The organism is Frigidibacter sp. ROC022, from assembly GCF_024723735.1.
Classification (GTDB): Bacteria; Pseudomonadota; Alphaproteobacteria; order Rhodobacterales; family Rhodobacteraceae; genus SLM-1.
In genome coordinates this window covers 821,079-835,244 of the sequence record NZ_JANQDU010000001.1, presented here as the reverse complement: position 1 = coordinate 835,244, position 14,166 = coordinate 821,079, and the positions used below count along the sequence as shown (strand labels likewise).

Here is a 14,166-nt window from a genome sequence, read left to right as displayed (position 1 = left end):
AGAGACTGATGGCTTTGCTGAATTTCCGTAACCGCCCCGCCACGCCGGCCCCGAAAGGGGCCGCCGTCGAGGCATTTCTGCAAGGCTGGTCGATCGAGGTCATGCCCCGCACCGCCGCCAAGATCGACAGCTTCGCCGCGATCCTGCCGCCGGGCACGCGGGTCTACATCGCCCATATCGACGGCACCCCGATCGAGGAGATGGTCGCCACCGCCCGGCGCATCGCCGGCGAGGGCTTTGCCGTCATGCCGCATTTCCCGGCGCGGATCATCCCCGATGCCGCCACCCTGGCCGACTGGATCGCCCGCTATCAGGGCGAGGCCGGTGTCACAGAGGGCCTGATCCTGGCCGGTAACCCGGCCCAGCAGGCGGGCGATTTCCATTCCTCGATGCAGCTGCTCGAAACCGGCGCCTTCGACCGGGCCGGCTTCACCCGGCTGCATGTCGCGGGCCATCCGGAAGGCAACCGCGACATCGACCCTTCGGGCGGCGACGCCAATGTGATGGCGGCGCTGAAATGGAAGCAGGACTTCGCGAACCGCAGCGACGCGAAGATGGCGCTGACCACGCAGTTCTGCTTCGAGGCGGCGCCGGTCATCGCCTGGGTCGAGGCAATCAAGGCCGCCGGGATCGACCTGCCGGTGCATATCGGCATCGCCGGACCGGCCCGGCTGCAGACCCTGATCAAGTTCGCCATCGCCTGCGGCGTCGGCCCTTCGCTGAAGGTGCTGCAGAAGCGGGCAATGGACGTGACCAAGCTGGTGCTGCCCTATACGCCCGAAACAGTGGTGGCCGAACTGGCCGCGCACATGGCCGCCAACCCCGGTTTCGGGATCGAACAGGTCCATTTCTTCCCGCTGGGCGGGATCGGACAGACCGCGACATGGACCGCCGAACACGATGGCCGGGGCGGTCTGGCCCGGGCAGCGGCGGTCTGATCTGCCGATGACGTCAGCCCTGCTCTTCGATCTCGACGGAACGCTTCTGTGCTCGGACCCGCTGCATGTGGCGGTCTTCATCGACATCTTCGCCGCCCATGGCGTGACCATCACCGAAGCCGACTACATGGCCCATATCATCGGCCGCTCGAATGCCGCGATCTTCGGTCACTTCCTGCCGGGGATGGACCCGGCGCCGCTGTCCGAGGCCAAGGAGGCGGCCTTTCGCGCCCGGCTGGGCGACAGCGTGCCGCCGGTGCCGGGGTTGCTGGACCTGCTGGCCTGGGCCGAGACCGAAGCCCTGCCCTGCGCCGTCGTCACCAATGCGCCGCCCGCGAATGCCACCGCGATGCTCTCCGCGATCGGGCTTGCGACCCGCTTTGACGTGGTCGTCACAGAGGGCGACACGCCGCGCGGCAAGCCCGACCCGGCGCCCTATGCGCTGGCGCTCGACCGTCTTGGCGCCGATCCCGCCCGCAGCCTGGCCTTCGAGGACAGCCCCTCGGGCATCCGCGCCGCCGTCGCGGCCGGGCTGACCACCGTGGGGATGCGTTCCTCGCTGTCGGACGCCACCCTGCGCGAGGCCGGCGCCACCCTCACCATTCCCGATTTCACCGACCCCGCGCTCCAGCCGTTGCTGGAACGCCTGCAAGGAGCCGACGCATGACCCGCACCGTTCTGGAATCCAAGACCAAGACCGTGGTGATCGGCTTTGACGAGCCGTTCTGCGTGATCGGCGAGCGGATCAACCCCACCGGACGCAAGAAACTGGCCGCCGAGCTGGAACAGGGCGATTTCTCGACCGTCGAGAAGGATGCGCGCGAACAGGTCGCCTGCGGCGCCATGGTTCTGGACGTGAACTCGGGCGCGGTCTTCACCAACAAGATGGCCGAAGACCCGCGCTATGCCGACAACAATTTCGTCGAGCCGCCGCTGATGCGCGAGCTGGTGACCCGGATACAGGGCATCGTCGATGTGCCGCTCTGCATCGATTCCTCGGTGCCCGGCGCGCTTCAGAACGGGCTGGAGGCGGCCGAGGGCCGGCCGCTGCTGAACTCGGTGACCGGCGAGGAAGAGCGGATGGAACTCGTTCTGCCCCTGGTCAAGAAATACAACGTGCCGGTGGTGGCGATCTCGAATGACGACACCGGGATTTCGGAAGACCCCGACGTGCGTTTCGCGGTGGCCAAGAAGATCGTCGAGCGGGCCTCCGATTTCGGCATTCCGGCGCATGACATCGTGGTCGATCCGCTGGTGATGCCGGTCGGCGCCATGGGCAGCGCCGGGCAGCAGGTCTTTGCCCTGGTGCGGCGGCTGCGCGAGGAACTGGGGGTGAACACGACCTGCGGCGCCTCGAACATCTCTTTCGGCCTGCCGCAGCGGCACGGGATCAACGGGGCCTTCCTTCCGATGGCGATTCAGGCCGGGATGACCAGCGCGATCATGAACCCGGTGCGGATGCAGGAGATGGAGGCGATTCGCGCCGCCAATTTCCTGATGAACCATGATCCCAACGGTTCGGAGTGGATTGCCTTCACCCGGATCATGGACGCGGTGGCGGCAGGCAAGACCTTCGCCGAAGCGTCGTCGGACGCCATCGCGGCCGGCAGCAGCCGCCGCGCCGGGGGCCGGACCGGCGGCCGCCGGTCGCGGGGCTGAGCCGGGGTCAGCCTTCGGGCAAACGGTCCAGCGGCCGGAACTGATTGGCCTGCGCCAGCAGAACCTGGCGCTGGTCCTCGGCCATGGCCGCCAGAATCCGCTCCTGCAGCGCCAGCAGGCTCTCGCGGTCATCCTGGTCCCGGTCACTTGCCAGTGCCCTGGCCACCGCCTCCAGCGCCTGCGCGAAATGCCCTTCGGCCAGCGCCACCTCGCCCAGCACCCGCTGCGACGAGTGGTTCGAAGGCGCAAGCGCGACACCCCGGTCGATCGCCTCGCGCGCCTCGGCCTTCCGGCCCAACGCCAGCAGCGCCTCGGCCCGGACCCGCCACAGGCCCGGCGCCAGCGGATTGAGCTCCAGCCCCGCCGCCGCCATGTCCGCGCTCGCCTGGTATTCGCCCGAGGAGTAGAGCTGCAGAGTGGCGATCTCTTCCATCAGCGACCAGTCCCGCGGCCGCAGTTCCAGCGCCCGGGCATAAAGCGCCCGGCTGGATTCGAACATCCGCGCCGGGATGTACTTGCGCGCCGCATCGACCGGGGCGGTCATCGCCCGATAGCGGAGCCCGCCGTGCAGGTCATCGACCAGCTCGCGCAGATCATCCGATGCCGCGCCCTTGACCACCACCCGGGTCAGCAGCGCGCCCTCCTCCTGCGCCGGAACCAGCAGCGTCACCCCGTCCCAGCTTCCGACCGCAGACGAGATCTGCGGGAAGTTCAGCCCCACGGCCACCGAGCCGCCGAACATCTGGAACTCGACCGATTCATGCGCCTCGAGCATCTCGGCATGGCCGTAATCGCTGACCACGATGACCCCGCCGTCATCCAGCGCCTCGACCGCGCGCCGCAGGGCGCCCAGGGCACCGTGGGAATGCAGGAAGGGCAAAGTCGTGCCGCCGGTATCCTCGGGCACCGCCGCGGCTTCGGCCAGGTCGCCACGGTCGATCGGGACATGCCGGGTCTGCACCACCAGCCGGCGCCCGGCCTGGACGAAGGGCAGCAGCGCCGCCGGATCGTCCGAAGCCAGCGCCGCCTTCAGCTCTTCGGCTTCATCCGCGGGGCCGGGATGGAGGCTGCGGACCTCCTTGCGCCAGACCCGGGCATCGTTCACCGCCAGGAAGTCGAATGGCAGGCTGTCGAGGATATAGGTGCCCAGCACCACGTCGAAGGGCCCGAGGCCCCGCCAGTCGCCTGCGGCATCAAGGCGGCGCCATTCGATCTGATCACGGAACGGGTCCAGAACCCCGCTTTGCCGCTGCGCGTCCAGCATCCGCTCGGAGCCATCGGTCACCAGGTAGCGGGTCCGGGCCAGGACATCGGGGGCCAGATCGCCGAGCCGTTGCAGGAACAGCCGGGCAAAGACGCCGGACCCCGAGCCGATTTCCAGCACCCGCAGCCCGCCGCTGCGCCCGGCTGCCTTCTGCGCCGCCAATGCCACCGCCACCGCATCCTCGGACAGCCGGCCGCTGGAGGTTCCGGTATAGGGCACGTCATAGTTCAGGAAGGGCTCGATCGTGCTGACCTGCCAGGTCGCCCGCGCCAGCCTCAGCCGCGCCGAGTTCCAGACCGGGCCGAAACCGTCCACGGGCGTTCCGGCCTGCAGGCCGCGCGCCAGCACCTCGGCGGGATCACGCGCCGCGCTCATGAATTTGCCAAGATCAGCGCCGCTTGTTCTTGTCGTAGGCCTTCAATGCCGAATCGACCAGTTTCATCAACTGCTTTTCCTGCATCTTCGGGTCTGCCGCCTTCATGGTCTGCTTTCCCACCGCCTCGACCTTCATGAATTTCTTTTCGAGCGCCGAGATGTGGTCATAGGCCTTCTGATTGACCTTGTTCTGCGAAATCAGGTTGTTTTCCAGCCGCGCCATCGTGACACGCGTCTCTTTTTCCAGCTTGTCGACACGGCTTCGAACATCGCTGACGGTCTTCGCAGCGCCATCCATGAATTTCTGCATGATCTTCAGGTTTCGGTCGACCCGATTTTCAAGATCGGCGACCCGCCTGTCCAGTCCGGACATAATACCTCCAGAAATCGAAACGGATAATTCGCCGAAAATAACACGAATGGCAGATTTGGTCTACGGCGGCGGATCCGGCGGCCATTTCCGGGATCACTGCGCAGTGGCGCGCACCGCACATCAGCCGCCGCTTCCGGGCTTTCGGCCCGTCTCCGGCGTGGCTAGAAGAGAGGCAGCAAGGGAAGCCCGCCATGACCGCCGAAACCACGAAAGACCCGCTTGTCATCTTCACCCCTTCCGGCAAGCGCGGTCACGTGAAGGCCGGCACCCCGGTGCTGACAGCCGCCAGGCAGTTGGGCGTCGATCTCGATTCCGTCTGCGGCGGGCGCGGCATCTGCTCGAAATGCCAGGTCCAGCCGGGTGTCGGCGCCTTCCCCAAGCATGGCGTCACCGTCGGGCCCGACGCGCTGAGCGATGTCAATGCGGTCGAGGAACGCTATGACCGGATTCGCGGCCTGAAACCGGGCCGGCGGCTGGGCTGCCAGGCCCGCATCCAGGGCGACGTGGTGCTGGACGTGCCGCCGGAAAGCCAGGTCCACAAGCAGGTGGTCCGCAAGGCCGCCTCGGACCGGACGATCGTGATGGACCCGGCGACCCGGCTCTATTACGTCGAGGTCGCGGAGCCGGACATGGAGGAACCCTCGGGCGATCTGGAACGGCTTCAGGCGGCTCTGGCCGACCAATGGCAGGTCGGCCCCGCCGAGGTGCCGCTGAGCGTCTTGCGCAAGCTGCAGAAGGTGCTGCGCAAGGGCGACTGGAAGGTGACCGTCGCCCTGCACCGCGACCGGCCCGACGGGGCCGAGCAGTTGCTCGACATCTGGCCCGGCTTCTTCGAAGGCCCGATCTGGGGGCTGGCGATCGACCTCGGCTCGACCACCATCGCGGCGCATCTCTGCGATCTGACGACGGGCCGGGTGGCGGCGTCGAACGGGATGATGAACCCGCAGATCCGCTTTGGCGAGGATCTGATGAGCCGGGTCTCCTATGTCATGATGAACCCCGGCGGCGATCTCGAGATGACCGGGGCGGTGCGCGCGGCGCTGGACCAGCTGGCGGTCGATCTGGCAGGCGAGGCCGGGGTCGATCCGGCGCTGATCCTGGAAGCTGTGGTGGTCTGCAACCCGGTGATGCACCACCTGCTGGTCGGGGTCGATCCGGTGGAACTGGGACAGGCGCCCTTTGCCCTGGCCGCCTCGTCCTCGATGGCGCTGGATGCCGCCGATCTGGACATGGGCTCGGTCAACAAGGCGGCCCGCGTCTATATCCTGCCCTGCATCGCCGGCCATGTCGGCGCCGATGCGGCGGCGGTGGCGCTGGCCGAAGAGCCGCAGAAGTCCGACGACCTCGTGCTGATCCTCGATGTCGGCACCAATGCCGAAATCCAGCTGGGCAACAAGACCCGGGTGCTGGCCTGTTCCTCGCCCACCGGCCCGGCCTTCGAGGGGGCGCAGATCTCCTCGGGCCAGCGCGCCGCCGCCGGAGCGATCGAACGGGTCGAGATCGACCCCGCCACCAAGGAACCGCGCTTCCGGGTCATCGGGTGCGACCTCTGGTCCGACGATCCGGGCTTTGCCGCCGCCACGGCCGCCAGCGGGATCACCGGCATCTGTGGCTCGGGCATCATCGAGGCGGTGGCCGAATTGCGGATCGCCGGGCTGCTCGACGCCTCGGGGCTGATCGGCAGCCCCGAGCAATGCGGCACCGCGCGGCTGATCCCGAACGGCCGGACCCATTCCTATGTGCTGCACGACGGCCGGGCCGAGGGCGGGCCGCTGATCACCGTCACCCAGGGCGACATCCGCGCCATTCAGCTGGCCAAATCGGCGCTCTATGCCGGGGCGCGGCTGCTGATGGACGAATTCGGAGTCGATCAGGTGGACCGGATCGTGCTGGCCGGGGCCTTCGGGGCCCATATCTCGACCAAACATGCCATGGTGCTGGGGATGATCCCCGACGCGCCGCTGTCCAAGGTCACCAGCGCCGGCAATGCCGCCGGCACCGGGGCGCGGATCGCGCTGGCTTCGCTGGCGGCGCGGGCCGAGGTCGAGGCGCTGGTGCGCCGCATCCACAAGGTCGAGACCGCCATCGCGCCGCGGTTCCAGGAGCATTTCGTCGCCGCCAATGCGATCCCCCACGCCACCGCACCCTTCCCGGAACTGGCCAGGATCGTGCCCCTGCCCGACGTGTCCTTCAACACCGCCGGCTCGGGCAACGAAGGCGGGCGGCGACGCCGGCGCAGGTAGCCGCCCTGCCCCGCGGCGGGCCCCGGTCATGCCTTGCCGCCCGGATTCAACTTCGATATCGGCATTTCATGCCCGAGACAAAACTCCCGATCGAAACCGTACTCGAGATCCGCGACAGTTGCCTCTGCCTGGCCGCGCAGCGGGCCGCACGGCTGCTGGCACGGCGCTTTGACCGGGTCTTCGCGCCGCTCGGGCTGACCAATGGCCAGTTCTCGCTGCTGGTGGCGCTTTCGGCCGACTGGTCGCCCCGGCTGGGAACGCTGGCCGAGCTTCTGGCGATGGACCATGCGACGGTGACCGCCGCGATGCGCACCCTGTCCCGGCACGGGCTGGTGACGCTGGAGACCGACCCGGCCGACGCCCGGGCCCGGATCCCGAGGCTGACCGAGGCCGGCCGGGCCAGGGTCGCCCGGGCGGTGCCGCTGTGGCGGGCCGAACATGCGCGGATCAACGCGGCGCTGGAGCCCGAAGCCCGCGCCGCGCTGCCCGATCTGCTGGGCCAACTGGCCCGCGCCGCGGGAAGCGCGCCCGACTCCTAGCCCGGCCCCGGCCGGTGGCGGCTCAGCCCATCGCCCGCAGCCGCTTGATCAGCGACGAGGTGTCCCAACGGCCGCCGCCGAGCTTCTGCACATCCTTGTAGAACTGATCGACCAGCGCCGTCACGGGCAGCGAGGCGCCGTTCTCGTCACCGGCCTCCAGACAGATGCCCAGATCCTTGCGCATCCAGTCCACCGCGAACCCGTGCTCGAACTCGTCGTCCAGCATGGTCTCGTAGCGATTCGACATCTGCCACGACCCGGCTGCGCCCTGGCTGATCACCTCGACCACCGCGCGGCCATCCAGCCCGGCCTTCTCGGCGAAATGCAGCGCCTCGCTCAGCGCCTGCACCAGCCCGGCAATGGCGATCTGGTTGCACATCTTGGTGAGCTGCCCGGCCCCGGACTCGCCGATCCGCCGGCAGATCCGCGCATAGGCGGCGATCACCGGCTCGGCCCGCTCGTAGGCCGCCGCGTCGCCGCCGCACATCACCGAGAGCTGGCCGTTCTCGGCCCCCGCCTGGCCACCCGAGACCGGCGCATCTACGAAGGCGATCCCCGCCGCCTCGGCCTCGGCGCCAAGCGCCCGGGTGATCTTGGCCGAAACCGTCGTGTGATCGACGAAGACCGAGCCGTTTTCCATGCCGGCAAAGGCGCCATCGGCGCCGCGGCAGACCGAGGCCAGATCGTCATCGTTGCCGACGCAGGCCATGACGAACTCGGCCCCCTCGGCAGCCTCGCGCGGGGTCGCGGCGGCGCGGCCGGGGTGTTTGGCGGTCCAGGCCTCGGCCTTGGACCGGGTGCGATTGTACACCGTCACCTCATGGCCGGCCGCGGCAAGATGGCCCGCCATCGGCGCTCCCATCACTCCCAGTCCCAGAAACGCGACTTTGGCCATGGCTTTCTCCTCGGGTGTTCTTGCACTACTGTCCGCCCCTAGTTAACCGGCTGCCCGGTCCAGTCAACCGACGGACCCCGGGCCTTCTGGCCAAGCGCCCGACACGACCTGACCCGAGGACTTATGGCGACCACTTTCCGATGGCTGATGCGGTTGTTCCTTGCGCTGGCCGCTGTCACGGCCCTGAGCGGCATCGCGATCTACTATGTCGCCAGCCGCTCGCTGCCCGATTACAACGCCACGCACCATGTCGAGGGGCTGCAGGCGCCGATGGAGATCGTCCGCACCAATGCCGACGTGCCGCATATCTTCGGCGCCAATGACGCGGATGTGTATTTCGGGCTCGGCTTCGCCCATGCGCAGGACCGGCTCTGGCAGATGATGCTGCTGCGCCGCACTGCGCAGGGCCGGCTGTCCGAGATCTTCGGCGCCCGGACCCTCGCCTATGACAGCCTGATCCGCAGGCTCGACCTCTACCGGCTCGCGGTCAGTTCGGTCGCCGCGCAGGATGCCTATGCCAAGGCCGCGCTCGAATCCTATTCCCGCGGCGTCAACGCTTGGCTGACCGAGGTGAACAAGGGCGCCCTGGGCCGGGGCGCGCCCGAGTTCTTCCTGTTCACCAATGCCATGGCCCCCTGGCAGCCCGCCGATTCGATCGCGATCCTGAAGCTGCTGGCCTGGGAGCAGTCGGAACAGGCTGCGGGCGAATCGCTGCGCGCCCAGACATCGCTGCTGCTGCCCGACGACCGGCTGCGCGACATCCTGCCCGACGCGCCGGGACCGGGGATCGCCACCCTGCCCGACTATGCCTCGCTGGTGCCGGGTCTGGACGGGCTGCGCTTTGCCGAGGACCAAACCGAGGATACCCGGCGGCCCGGCCTGCTGGCCCGGTTGCTGGGCGAGACCGCCGCCGACGGGTACGACCCCCTGTCGCCGATCCCGCATCCCGGGCGGCAAGGCGCCTCGAATGCCTGGGCGGCGGCCCCCAGCCGCTCGGCCTCGGGCGGGACGCTGCTCGCCTCGGACCCGCATATGGCCTATTCGGCGCCGACGATCTGGTATCTGGCGCGGCTGGAGCTGGCCTCGGGCGGGGTAATCGGCGCCACCGTGCCCGGCCTGCCGCTGATCCTCGAGGGCCGCACCGACCGCTTCGGCTGGGGGCTGACGGCGGCCTTCATCGACGATCAGGATCTGCATGTCGAGAAGCTGAACCCCGACGACCCGACCCAGGTCGCCACGCCGGACGGCTTCGTGCCGCTGCGCCACCGCGCCTCGATCGTCGAGATCAAGGACTCCGCCCCGGTGACGCTGGACCTGACCTGGACCCCGAATGGCCCGGTGCTGCCCGGCGACGTGATGAACCTGGCCCGGATCACCCCGCGCGGCCATGTGATGAGCCTGTCATGGACCGGCCTCTCCCCGGACGACACCACGATCAGCGCCGGGCTGCGGCTGATGCGCTCGGCCTCGCTGGCCGAGGGCATTGCCGCCGGGGCGGCATGGGTGGCCCCGGGGATGAACGTGATCATGGCCGAAGGCGCGGATGCCGAAGGAGTCGGCCCCGACGGTCCCGGCATCGCGCTGAAGACCTTCGGCGCCGTGCCGCGCCGCGATCCGCAGCATCAGAGCAAGGGCCGCCTGCCCTCGCCCGGCTGGATCGGCGCCAATCTCTGGCTCGGCGTGCAGCCCTATGCCTCGAACCCGGAATTCGTCAATCCGGCCGGCGGCCTGCTGGGGAACACCAACAACAAGCTGCTGAACCGGCCCTTTCCGCAGCATGTCAGCTATCTCTGGGGCGACACGCAGCGGATCCAGCGCTGGCGCCGGCTGATGCAGAGCCGCGAGGTGCATACCCGAGAAAGCTTCATCGAGGCGCAGCTCGACACCGTGTCGCCCACGGCACGCACCCTGCTGCCGCTGGTCGGCGCCGACCTGTGGTTCACCGGCGAGGCGGCCCCCGAGGGCACCCCGGAACGGCTGCGTCAGGACGCGCTGCAGCTGCTGGCCGACTGGAACGGCGAGATGAACGAACATCTGCCCGAGCCGCTGATCTACGCCGCCTGGATGCGGGCCCTGCAGGAACGGCTGATCCGCGACGAGCTGGGGCCGCTGGCGCGCCAGTTCACCCATCTGGACCCGGTCTTCATCGAGCGGGTCTATACCGATCAGGACGGCGCCTCGGCCTGGTGCGACATCCTGCAATCGGCGGCGATCGAGACCTGCACCGACATCGCGCGGCTGGCACTGGACGATGCGCTGGTCTGGATCGGCGACCACTACGGCAAGGACCTCACCTCGCTCCGCTGGGGCAATGCGCATGAGGCGGCGCAGGACCATCAGGTGCTGGGAGAGAGCCCGTTGGTGAAATACCTGGTGAACATCCGCCAATCGACCAGCGGCGGCGACAACACCCTGATGATGGGCCGCACCCTGGGCAGCGGCCCGAACCCGTTCGAAAGCGTCGCCGGGGCCACCTATCGCGGTGTCTACGACTTCGCCGATCCCGACAGTTCGGTCTTCATCATCTCGACCGGCCAGTCCGGCCACCCGCTGTCACGGCATTACGACGATCTGGGCGTTCTGTGGCGGCGCGGCGAATACATACCGATGTCGCTCGACCCCGATCTGGCCCGCGCCGCAGCGGTCGGGATCACCGAGCTGTTGCCGGCCGACTGAGACCCCGTCTCAATCGCCGCTGCCCTCTCCGGGCGCGGCCAGCCTGCGCCGCTGCCGTTCCGACCAGCGCAGCCGCAGCAGATGCCCGCCCTCGACCTCGCGTTCCTCCAGCACCGTGCCGCTGTCGTGCAGAAGCGCCCGGCGGCGGCCCTCGGCATAGGGCACGAAAATCTCTTCCTCGATCCGTGCCCCTTCCAGCGCCGTGGTGATCATCGCGATCAGACCGTCGAGCCCGGCCCCGGTCAGCGCCGAGACCGCCTGCACGCCGTCGGTCCGGGCAGCCTGGGTGGTCAGCGCCTCGCGCCGGTCCTCGGGCAGCAGGTCGATCTTGTTCCAGACTTCGATCAACGGCACCTCCTCCCTGACCCCGAGGTCGTGCAGGATGTCGGTCACGTCGGCGGCCTGCTCCTCGGTCTCGGGATGGGCGATGTCGCGGACATGCAGGATCAGATCGGCGCTCAGCACCTCTTCCAGCGTCGCGCGGAAGGCCGCCACCAGCTGCGTCGGCAGATCCGAAATGAAGCCGACGGTATCGGAAAGGATGACCTTCAGCCCGCCAGCCAGTTCCACACCCCGCATCGTCGGGTCCAGCGTGGCAAAGAGCATGTCCTTTGCCATCACCTCGGCCCCGGTCAGCCGGTTGAACAGGGTGCTCTTGCCGGCATTGGTATAGCCGACCAGCGCCACCACCGGGAATGGCACCTTCGCCCGGGCCGCGCGGTGCAGATCGCGGGTCTTGCCGACCTTGGCCAGCTGTTTCTTCAGCTTCAGTATCTGCTCGTCGATCGCCCGCCGGTCGGCCTCGATCTGGGTCTCCCCCGGCCCGCCGACAAAGCCCAGGCCGCCGCGTTGCCGCTCCAGGTGGGTCCAGGCACGGACCAGCCTCGTACGCTGATAGCTCAGCGCCGCCAGCTCGACCTGCAAGACGCCCTCGCGGGTCCGGGCGCGGTCGGCGAAGATTTCCAGGATCAGCCCGGTCCGGTCCAGCAGCTTGCAGCCCCAGGCCTTTTCCAGGTTGCGCTGCTGCACCGGGGTCACCGGTCCATCGACCAGCACCAGCTCGATTTCCTCGGCCTCGAAACGGGCCTTCAGCTCGTCGATCTTGCCCGAGCCGAACAGCAGCCCGGCATTCGGTTTCGGCAGCCGGACCACCTCGCCGCCGACGACCTCCAGCCCCGGCAGCGCATGGGCCAGCGAGACAGCTTCCTCGAGCGCCAGCGCGGGGGTGCGGCGCGCCTTGGCGGAATGGGTATCGGGATGCAGCACATAGGCGCGTGTCGGACGCGCCGCGGTTTCATCCAAGTGTCAGTCTTCCCCGTCGTAGAGGCTGATCGGCTGACCCGGCATGATGGTCGAGATCGCGTGCTTGTAGACCAACTGCGACTGGCCGTCGCGGCGCAGAAGAACGCAGAAGTTGTCGAACCAGGTGATCACACCCTGCAGCTTGACGCCATTGATCAGGAATATCGTTACGGGAATCTTCGTCTTGCGGACGTGATTCAGAAACGCGTCCTGCAAGTTCTGTTTGTCGGCAGCCATAGGTCTTCGCCTTTGGTTATATCATTGCGCTGTCGTTGCCGGCCTGAAACGCTGCCGGAAAGTCCGTTGTGAATTATGCGGCCGCACAAGGCAAGATTCCAGCCCCTTCGTCAAGGGCTTGGCATGACGGCCCGTAACCGTGCCCTAGCGGCGCCAGAACTCGGGGTTCAACAGCGCGATGATGGCCAGCGTCTCGACCCGGCCCAGCACCATGGAGGCGGCCAGGATCATCCGCGCCGAGTCGCTCAGGCTGTCATAGGACAGCGGCACGCTGCCGGCCACATTGGCGACCGGCCCGGTCGTGGACAGGGCCGCGATGGCGAAGGTGATCGAGTCATTCAGGCTCAGCCCGTCCAGCGACAGCGCCAGCATCACCACCGCGATCGAGATCGCGAAGAGCATGAAGAACACCCAGGCGATATAGGCGCCCTGCCGCCGCAGATGCCGCGCCACCTTGCCCGAGCCGCCGACCGAATGCGGCTCGACCAGTTTCTCCAGCTCGCGCACGCCATGTTTCCACAGGGCATAGACCCGCAGCAGCTTGACCCCTCCGGCGGTGGTCGCCACCCCGCCGCCGAAAACCGCCAGCCCCATCAGGATCAGCCCCGGCGTCGGCAGGCCCGACCAGCTGCGGGCGCTCAGCCAGTCGGCGCTGACGAAACCGGTGGTGGTCAGGAAGGAGGCGACCGAGAAGACCGAGCCCCAGAGCGCGCCCAGGGCGGCGCCCAGATTGGATTCGTCGCGCACCTCGTAGGCGCCGATCCAGTGCCGCAGGAACAGCATCGCCGGGACCACCGCGATGATCAGCAGGCCCAGCCGGAACTCGGGATCACGCCAGGTCTGGCCCAGCCCGCCGCCCTGATCGGCCCCGGCAAAGGTCCGCCGCGACAGCGCGAAGGCCAGGAACAGCAGGATGAGCACCTCGCCCGACCGGCCCGAGCCCGCTGCCGCGACCCCGCCGTTGATCGGCGAGATCCCCGAGGTCGAGAGCGTCGACATCGCATGGCAGATCGCCACCAGCCCGGAATCCCCGGTCAGGATCAGCCCGATCCAGAGGATCAGCGTCATCGACAGGTAGACCGGGAACAGCGAGGCCGAGAACCGGGCCATGCGCTCGGCCGGATCGGCAACGCGGGTGATCTGGTTCATCGCACCATCGCTGCCGCTGGCCGCCCCCGACAGCACCTCGAAGCCGCCCAGGTTCAGCGGCTGGAACACCGACACCGCGATCACCCACATGAAGAAGCCGCCCATCCAGCCGACCAGCGCCCGCCACAGATGCAGGCTGTCGGGCAGCCGCGCCGGATCGGTATAGACCGTGGCCCCGGTGGTGGTCAGCGACGAGACCATCTCGAAATAGCTTTTCAGATAGGTGGTCGAGGGCAGCGCCTCGTGAAACGGCACCGCCAGCATCAGGGGCAGCGCCGCATAGGCCGCCAGCAGCGCGATCAGCCGCGACCGGGCCAGCCGCGACGGCCGGTAGGGAGAGGTCGCCAGGGCCAGGAACCCGGCCAGGATCAGGAAGATGCTGCCCGAATAGACAAAGGCCCGCGCCGTGTGCCAGTCGCGCAGGGCCACCGCATGGGCCGCCGGCAGGAACATCGCGATGGCGCCGATCCCGATCAGGATCACCACCAGGGGCAAGGTCAGGATCCGGCGGAGCAT

Annotated in this window: 12 protein-coding genes; 6 read left to right on the top strand and 6 right to left on the bottom strand. The window is 68.4% G+C overall.

Features of this window, described 5'->3' with window-relative positions; genetic code table 11:
* Positions 1 to 8 precede the first annotated feature (8 nt).
* The 3 genes from NUW50_RS04025 to NUW50_RS04015 are packed head-to-tail and all read left to right on the top strand — an operon-like array spanning position 9 to position 2,597.
* Positions 9 to 938, top strand: coding sequence for a methylenetetrahydrofolate reductase (locus NUW50_RS04025; protein ID WP_258287775.1), 930 nt, complete (start codon positions 9 to 11; stop codon positions 936 to 938).
* A 7-nt stretch (positions 939 to 945) separates the two neighbouring features.
* The gene (locus NUW50_RS04020) at positions 946 to 1,605 is read left to right on the top strand and encodes an HAD family hydrolase (RefSeq protein WP_258287774.1); all 660 of its coding nucleotides are present in this window, start codon (positions 946 to 948) and stop codon (positions 1,603 to 1,605) included.
* The gene (locus NUW50_RS04015) at positions 1,602 to 2,597 is read left to right on the top strand and encodes a methyltetrahydrofolate cobalamin methyltransferase (RefSeq protein WP_258287773.1); all 996 of its coding nucleotides are present in this window, start codon (positions 1,602 to 1,604) and stop codon (positions 2,595 to 2,597) included. The genes NUW50_RS04020 and NUW50_RS04015 overlap by 4 nt, the downstream gene beginning before the upstream one ends.
* A 7-nt stretch (positions 2,598 to 2,604) precedes the next feature.
* Here the strand turns inward: NUW50_RS04015 and NUW50_RS04010 are convergent, their stop codons facing one another.
* The gene (locus tag NUW50_RS04010; protein ID WP_258287772.1) at positions 2,605 to 4,236 is read right to left on the bottom strand and encodes an SAM-dependent methyltransferase; all 1,632 of its coding nucleotides are present in this window, start codon (positions 4,234 to 4,236) and stop codon (positions 2,605 to 2,607) included.
* Between the two features lie 13 nt (positions 4,237 to 4,249).
* Positions 4,250 to 4,609, bottom strand: a complete 360-nt coding sequence (locus NUW50_RS04005; RefSeq protein ID WP_258287771.1) for a hypothetical protein — start codon at positions 4,607 to 4,609, stop codon at positions 4,250 to 4,252.
* Positions 4,610 to 4,800: 191 nt separating this feature from the next.
* On the opposite strand from NUW50_RS04005, the gene NUW50_RS04000 reads away from it, so the two are divergent.
* Positions 4,801 to 6,852, top strand: a complete 2,052-nt coding sequence (locus NUW50_RS04000; RefSeq protein ID WP_258287770.1) for an ASKHA domain-containing protein — start codon at positions 4,801 to 4,803, stop codon at positions 6,850 to 6,852.
* Between the two features lie 68 nt (positions 6,853 to 6,920).
* Positions 6,921 to 7,391 carry a MarR family winged helix-turn-helix transcriptional regulator gene (locus NUW50_RS03995; protein ID WP_258287769.1) on the top strand — a complete coding sequence of 157 codons (471 nt, stop codon included), beginning with the start codon at positions 6,921 to 6,923 and terminating at the stop codon, positions 7,389 to 7,391.
* A gap of 22 nt (positions 7,392 to 7,413) precedes the next feature.
* Here the strand turns inward: NUW50_RS03995 and NUW50_RS03990 are convergent, their stop codons facing one another.
* Positions 7,414 to 8,286: an NAD(P)-dependent oxidoreductase gene (locus NUW50_RS03990; protein ID WP_258287768.1), complete on the bottom strand. Its 873-nt coding sequence runs from the start codon at positions 8,284 to 8,286 to the stop codon at positions 7,414 to 7,416.
* A 123-nt stretch (positions 8,287 to 8,409) separates the two neighbouring features.
* On the opposite strand from NUW50_RS03990, the gene NUW50_RS03985 reads away from it, so the two are divergent.
* On the top strand, positions 8,410 to 10,962 hold the full coding sequence (locus tag NUW50_RS03985; RefSeq protein WP_258287767.1) for a penicillin acylase family protein: 2,553 nt from the start codon (positions 8,410 to 8,412) through the stop codon (positions 10,960 to 10,962).
* Between the two features lie 9 nt (positions 10,963 to 10,971).
* Here NUW50_RS03985 and hflX read toward each other — a convergent pair whose 3' ends face one another.
* From hflX to NUW50_RS03970, 3 genes are all read right to left on the bottom strand, one after another.
* Positions 10,972 to 12,264, bottom strand: coding sequence for a GTPase HflX (hflX, locus tag NUW50_RS03980; RefSeq protein ID WP_258287766.1), 1,293 nt, complete (start codon positions 12,262 to 12,264; stop codon positions 10,972 to 10,974).
* 3 nt (positions 12,265 to 12,267) lie between these two features.
* Positions 12,268 to 12,501: an RNA chaperone Hfq gene (hfq, locus tag NUW50_RS03975; RefSeq protein ID WP_127900169.1), complete on the bottom strand. Its 234-nt coding sequence runs from the start codon at positions 12,499 to 12,501 to the stop codon at positions 12,268 to 12,270.
* A gap of 144 nt (positions 12,502 to 12,645) precedes the next feature.
* Entirely contained in the window at positions 12,646 to 14,166 is a 1,521-nt protein-coding gene (locus tag NUW50_RS03970) for a TrkH family potassium uptake protein (RefSeq protein ID WP_258287765.1), read from the bottom strand.

Bases quoted from the DNA above. Each gene is read 5' to 3' on its own strand.
- NUW50_RS03990 (WP_258287768.1), bottom strand. From the start codon at position 8,286: ATGGCCAAAGTCGCGTTTCTGGGACTGGGAGTGATGGGAGCGCCGATG.
- NUW50_RS04015 (WP_258287773.1), top strand. From the start codon at position 1,602: ATGACCCGCACCGTTCTGGAATCCAAGACCAAGACCGTGGTGATCGGC.
- NUW50_RS03995 (WP_258287769.1), top strand. From the start codon at position 6,921: ATGCCCGAGACAAAACTCCCGATCGAAACCGTACTCGAGATCCGCGAC.
- NUW50_RS04020 (WP_258287774.1), top strand. From the start codon at position 946: ATGACGTCAGCCCTGCTCTTCGATCTCGACGGAACGCTTCTGTGCTCG.
- NUW50_RS03985 (WP_258287767.1), top strand. From the start codon at position 8,410: ATGGCGACCACTTTCCGATGGCTGATGCGGTTGTTCCTTGCGCTGGCC.
- hfq (WP_127900169.1), bottom strand. From the start codon at position 12,501: ATGGCTGCCGACAAACAGAACTTGCAGGACGCGTTTCTGAATCACGTC.
- NUW50_RS04000 (WP_258287770.1), top strand. From the start codon at position 4,801: ATGACCGCCGAAACCACGAAAGACCCGCTTGTCATCTTCACCCCTTCC.
- NUW50_RS04010 (WP_258287772.1), bottom strand. From the start codon at position 4,236: ATGAGCGCGGCGCGTGATCCCGCCGAGGTGCTGGCGCGCGGCCTGCAG.
- NUW50_RS03970 (WP_258287765.1), bottom strand. From the start codon at position 14,166: ATGCTCCGCCGGATCCTGACCTTGCCCCTGGTGGTGATCCTGATCGGG.
- NUW50_RS04025 (WP_258287775.1), top strand. From the start codon at position 9: ATGGCTTTGCTGAATTTCCGTAACCGCCCCGCCACGCCGGCCCCGAAA.
- NUW50_RS04005 (WP_258287771.1), bottom strand. From the start codon at position 4,609: ATGTCCGGACTGGACAGGCGGGTCGCCGATCTTGAAAATCGGGTCGAC.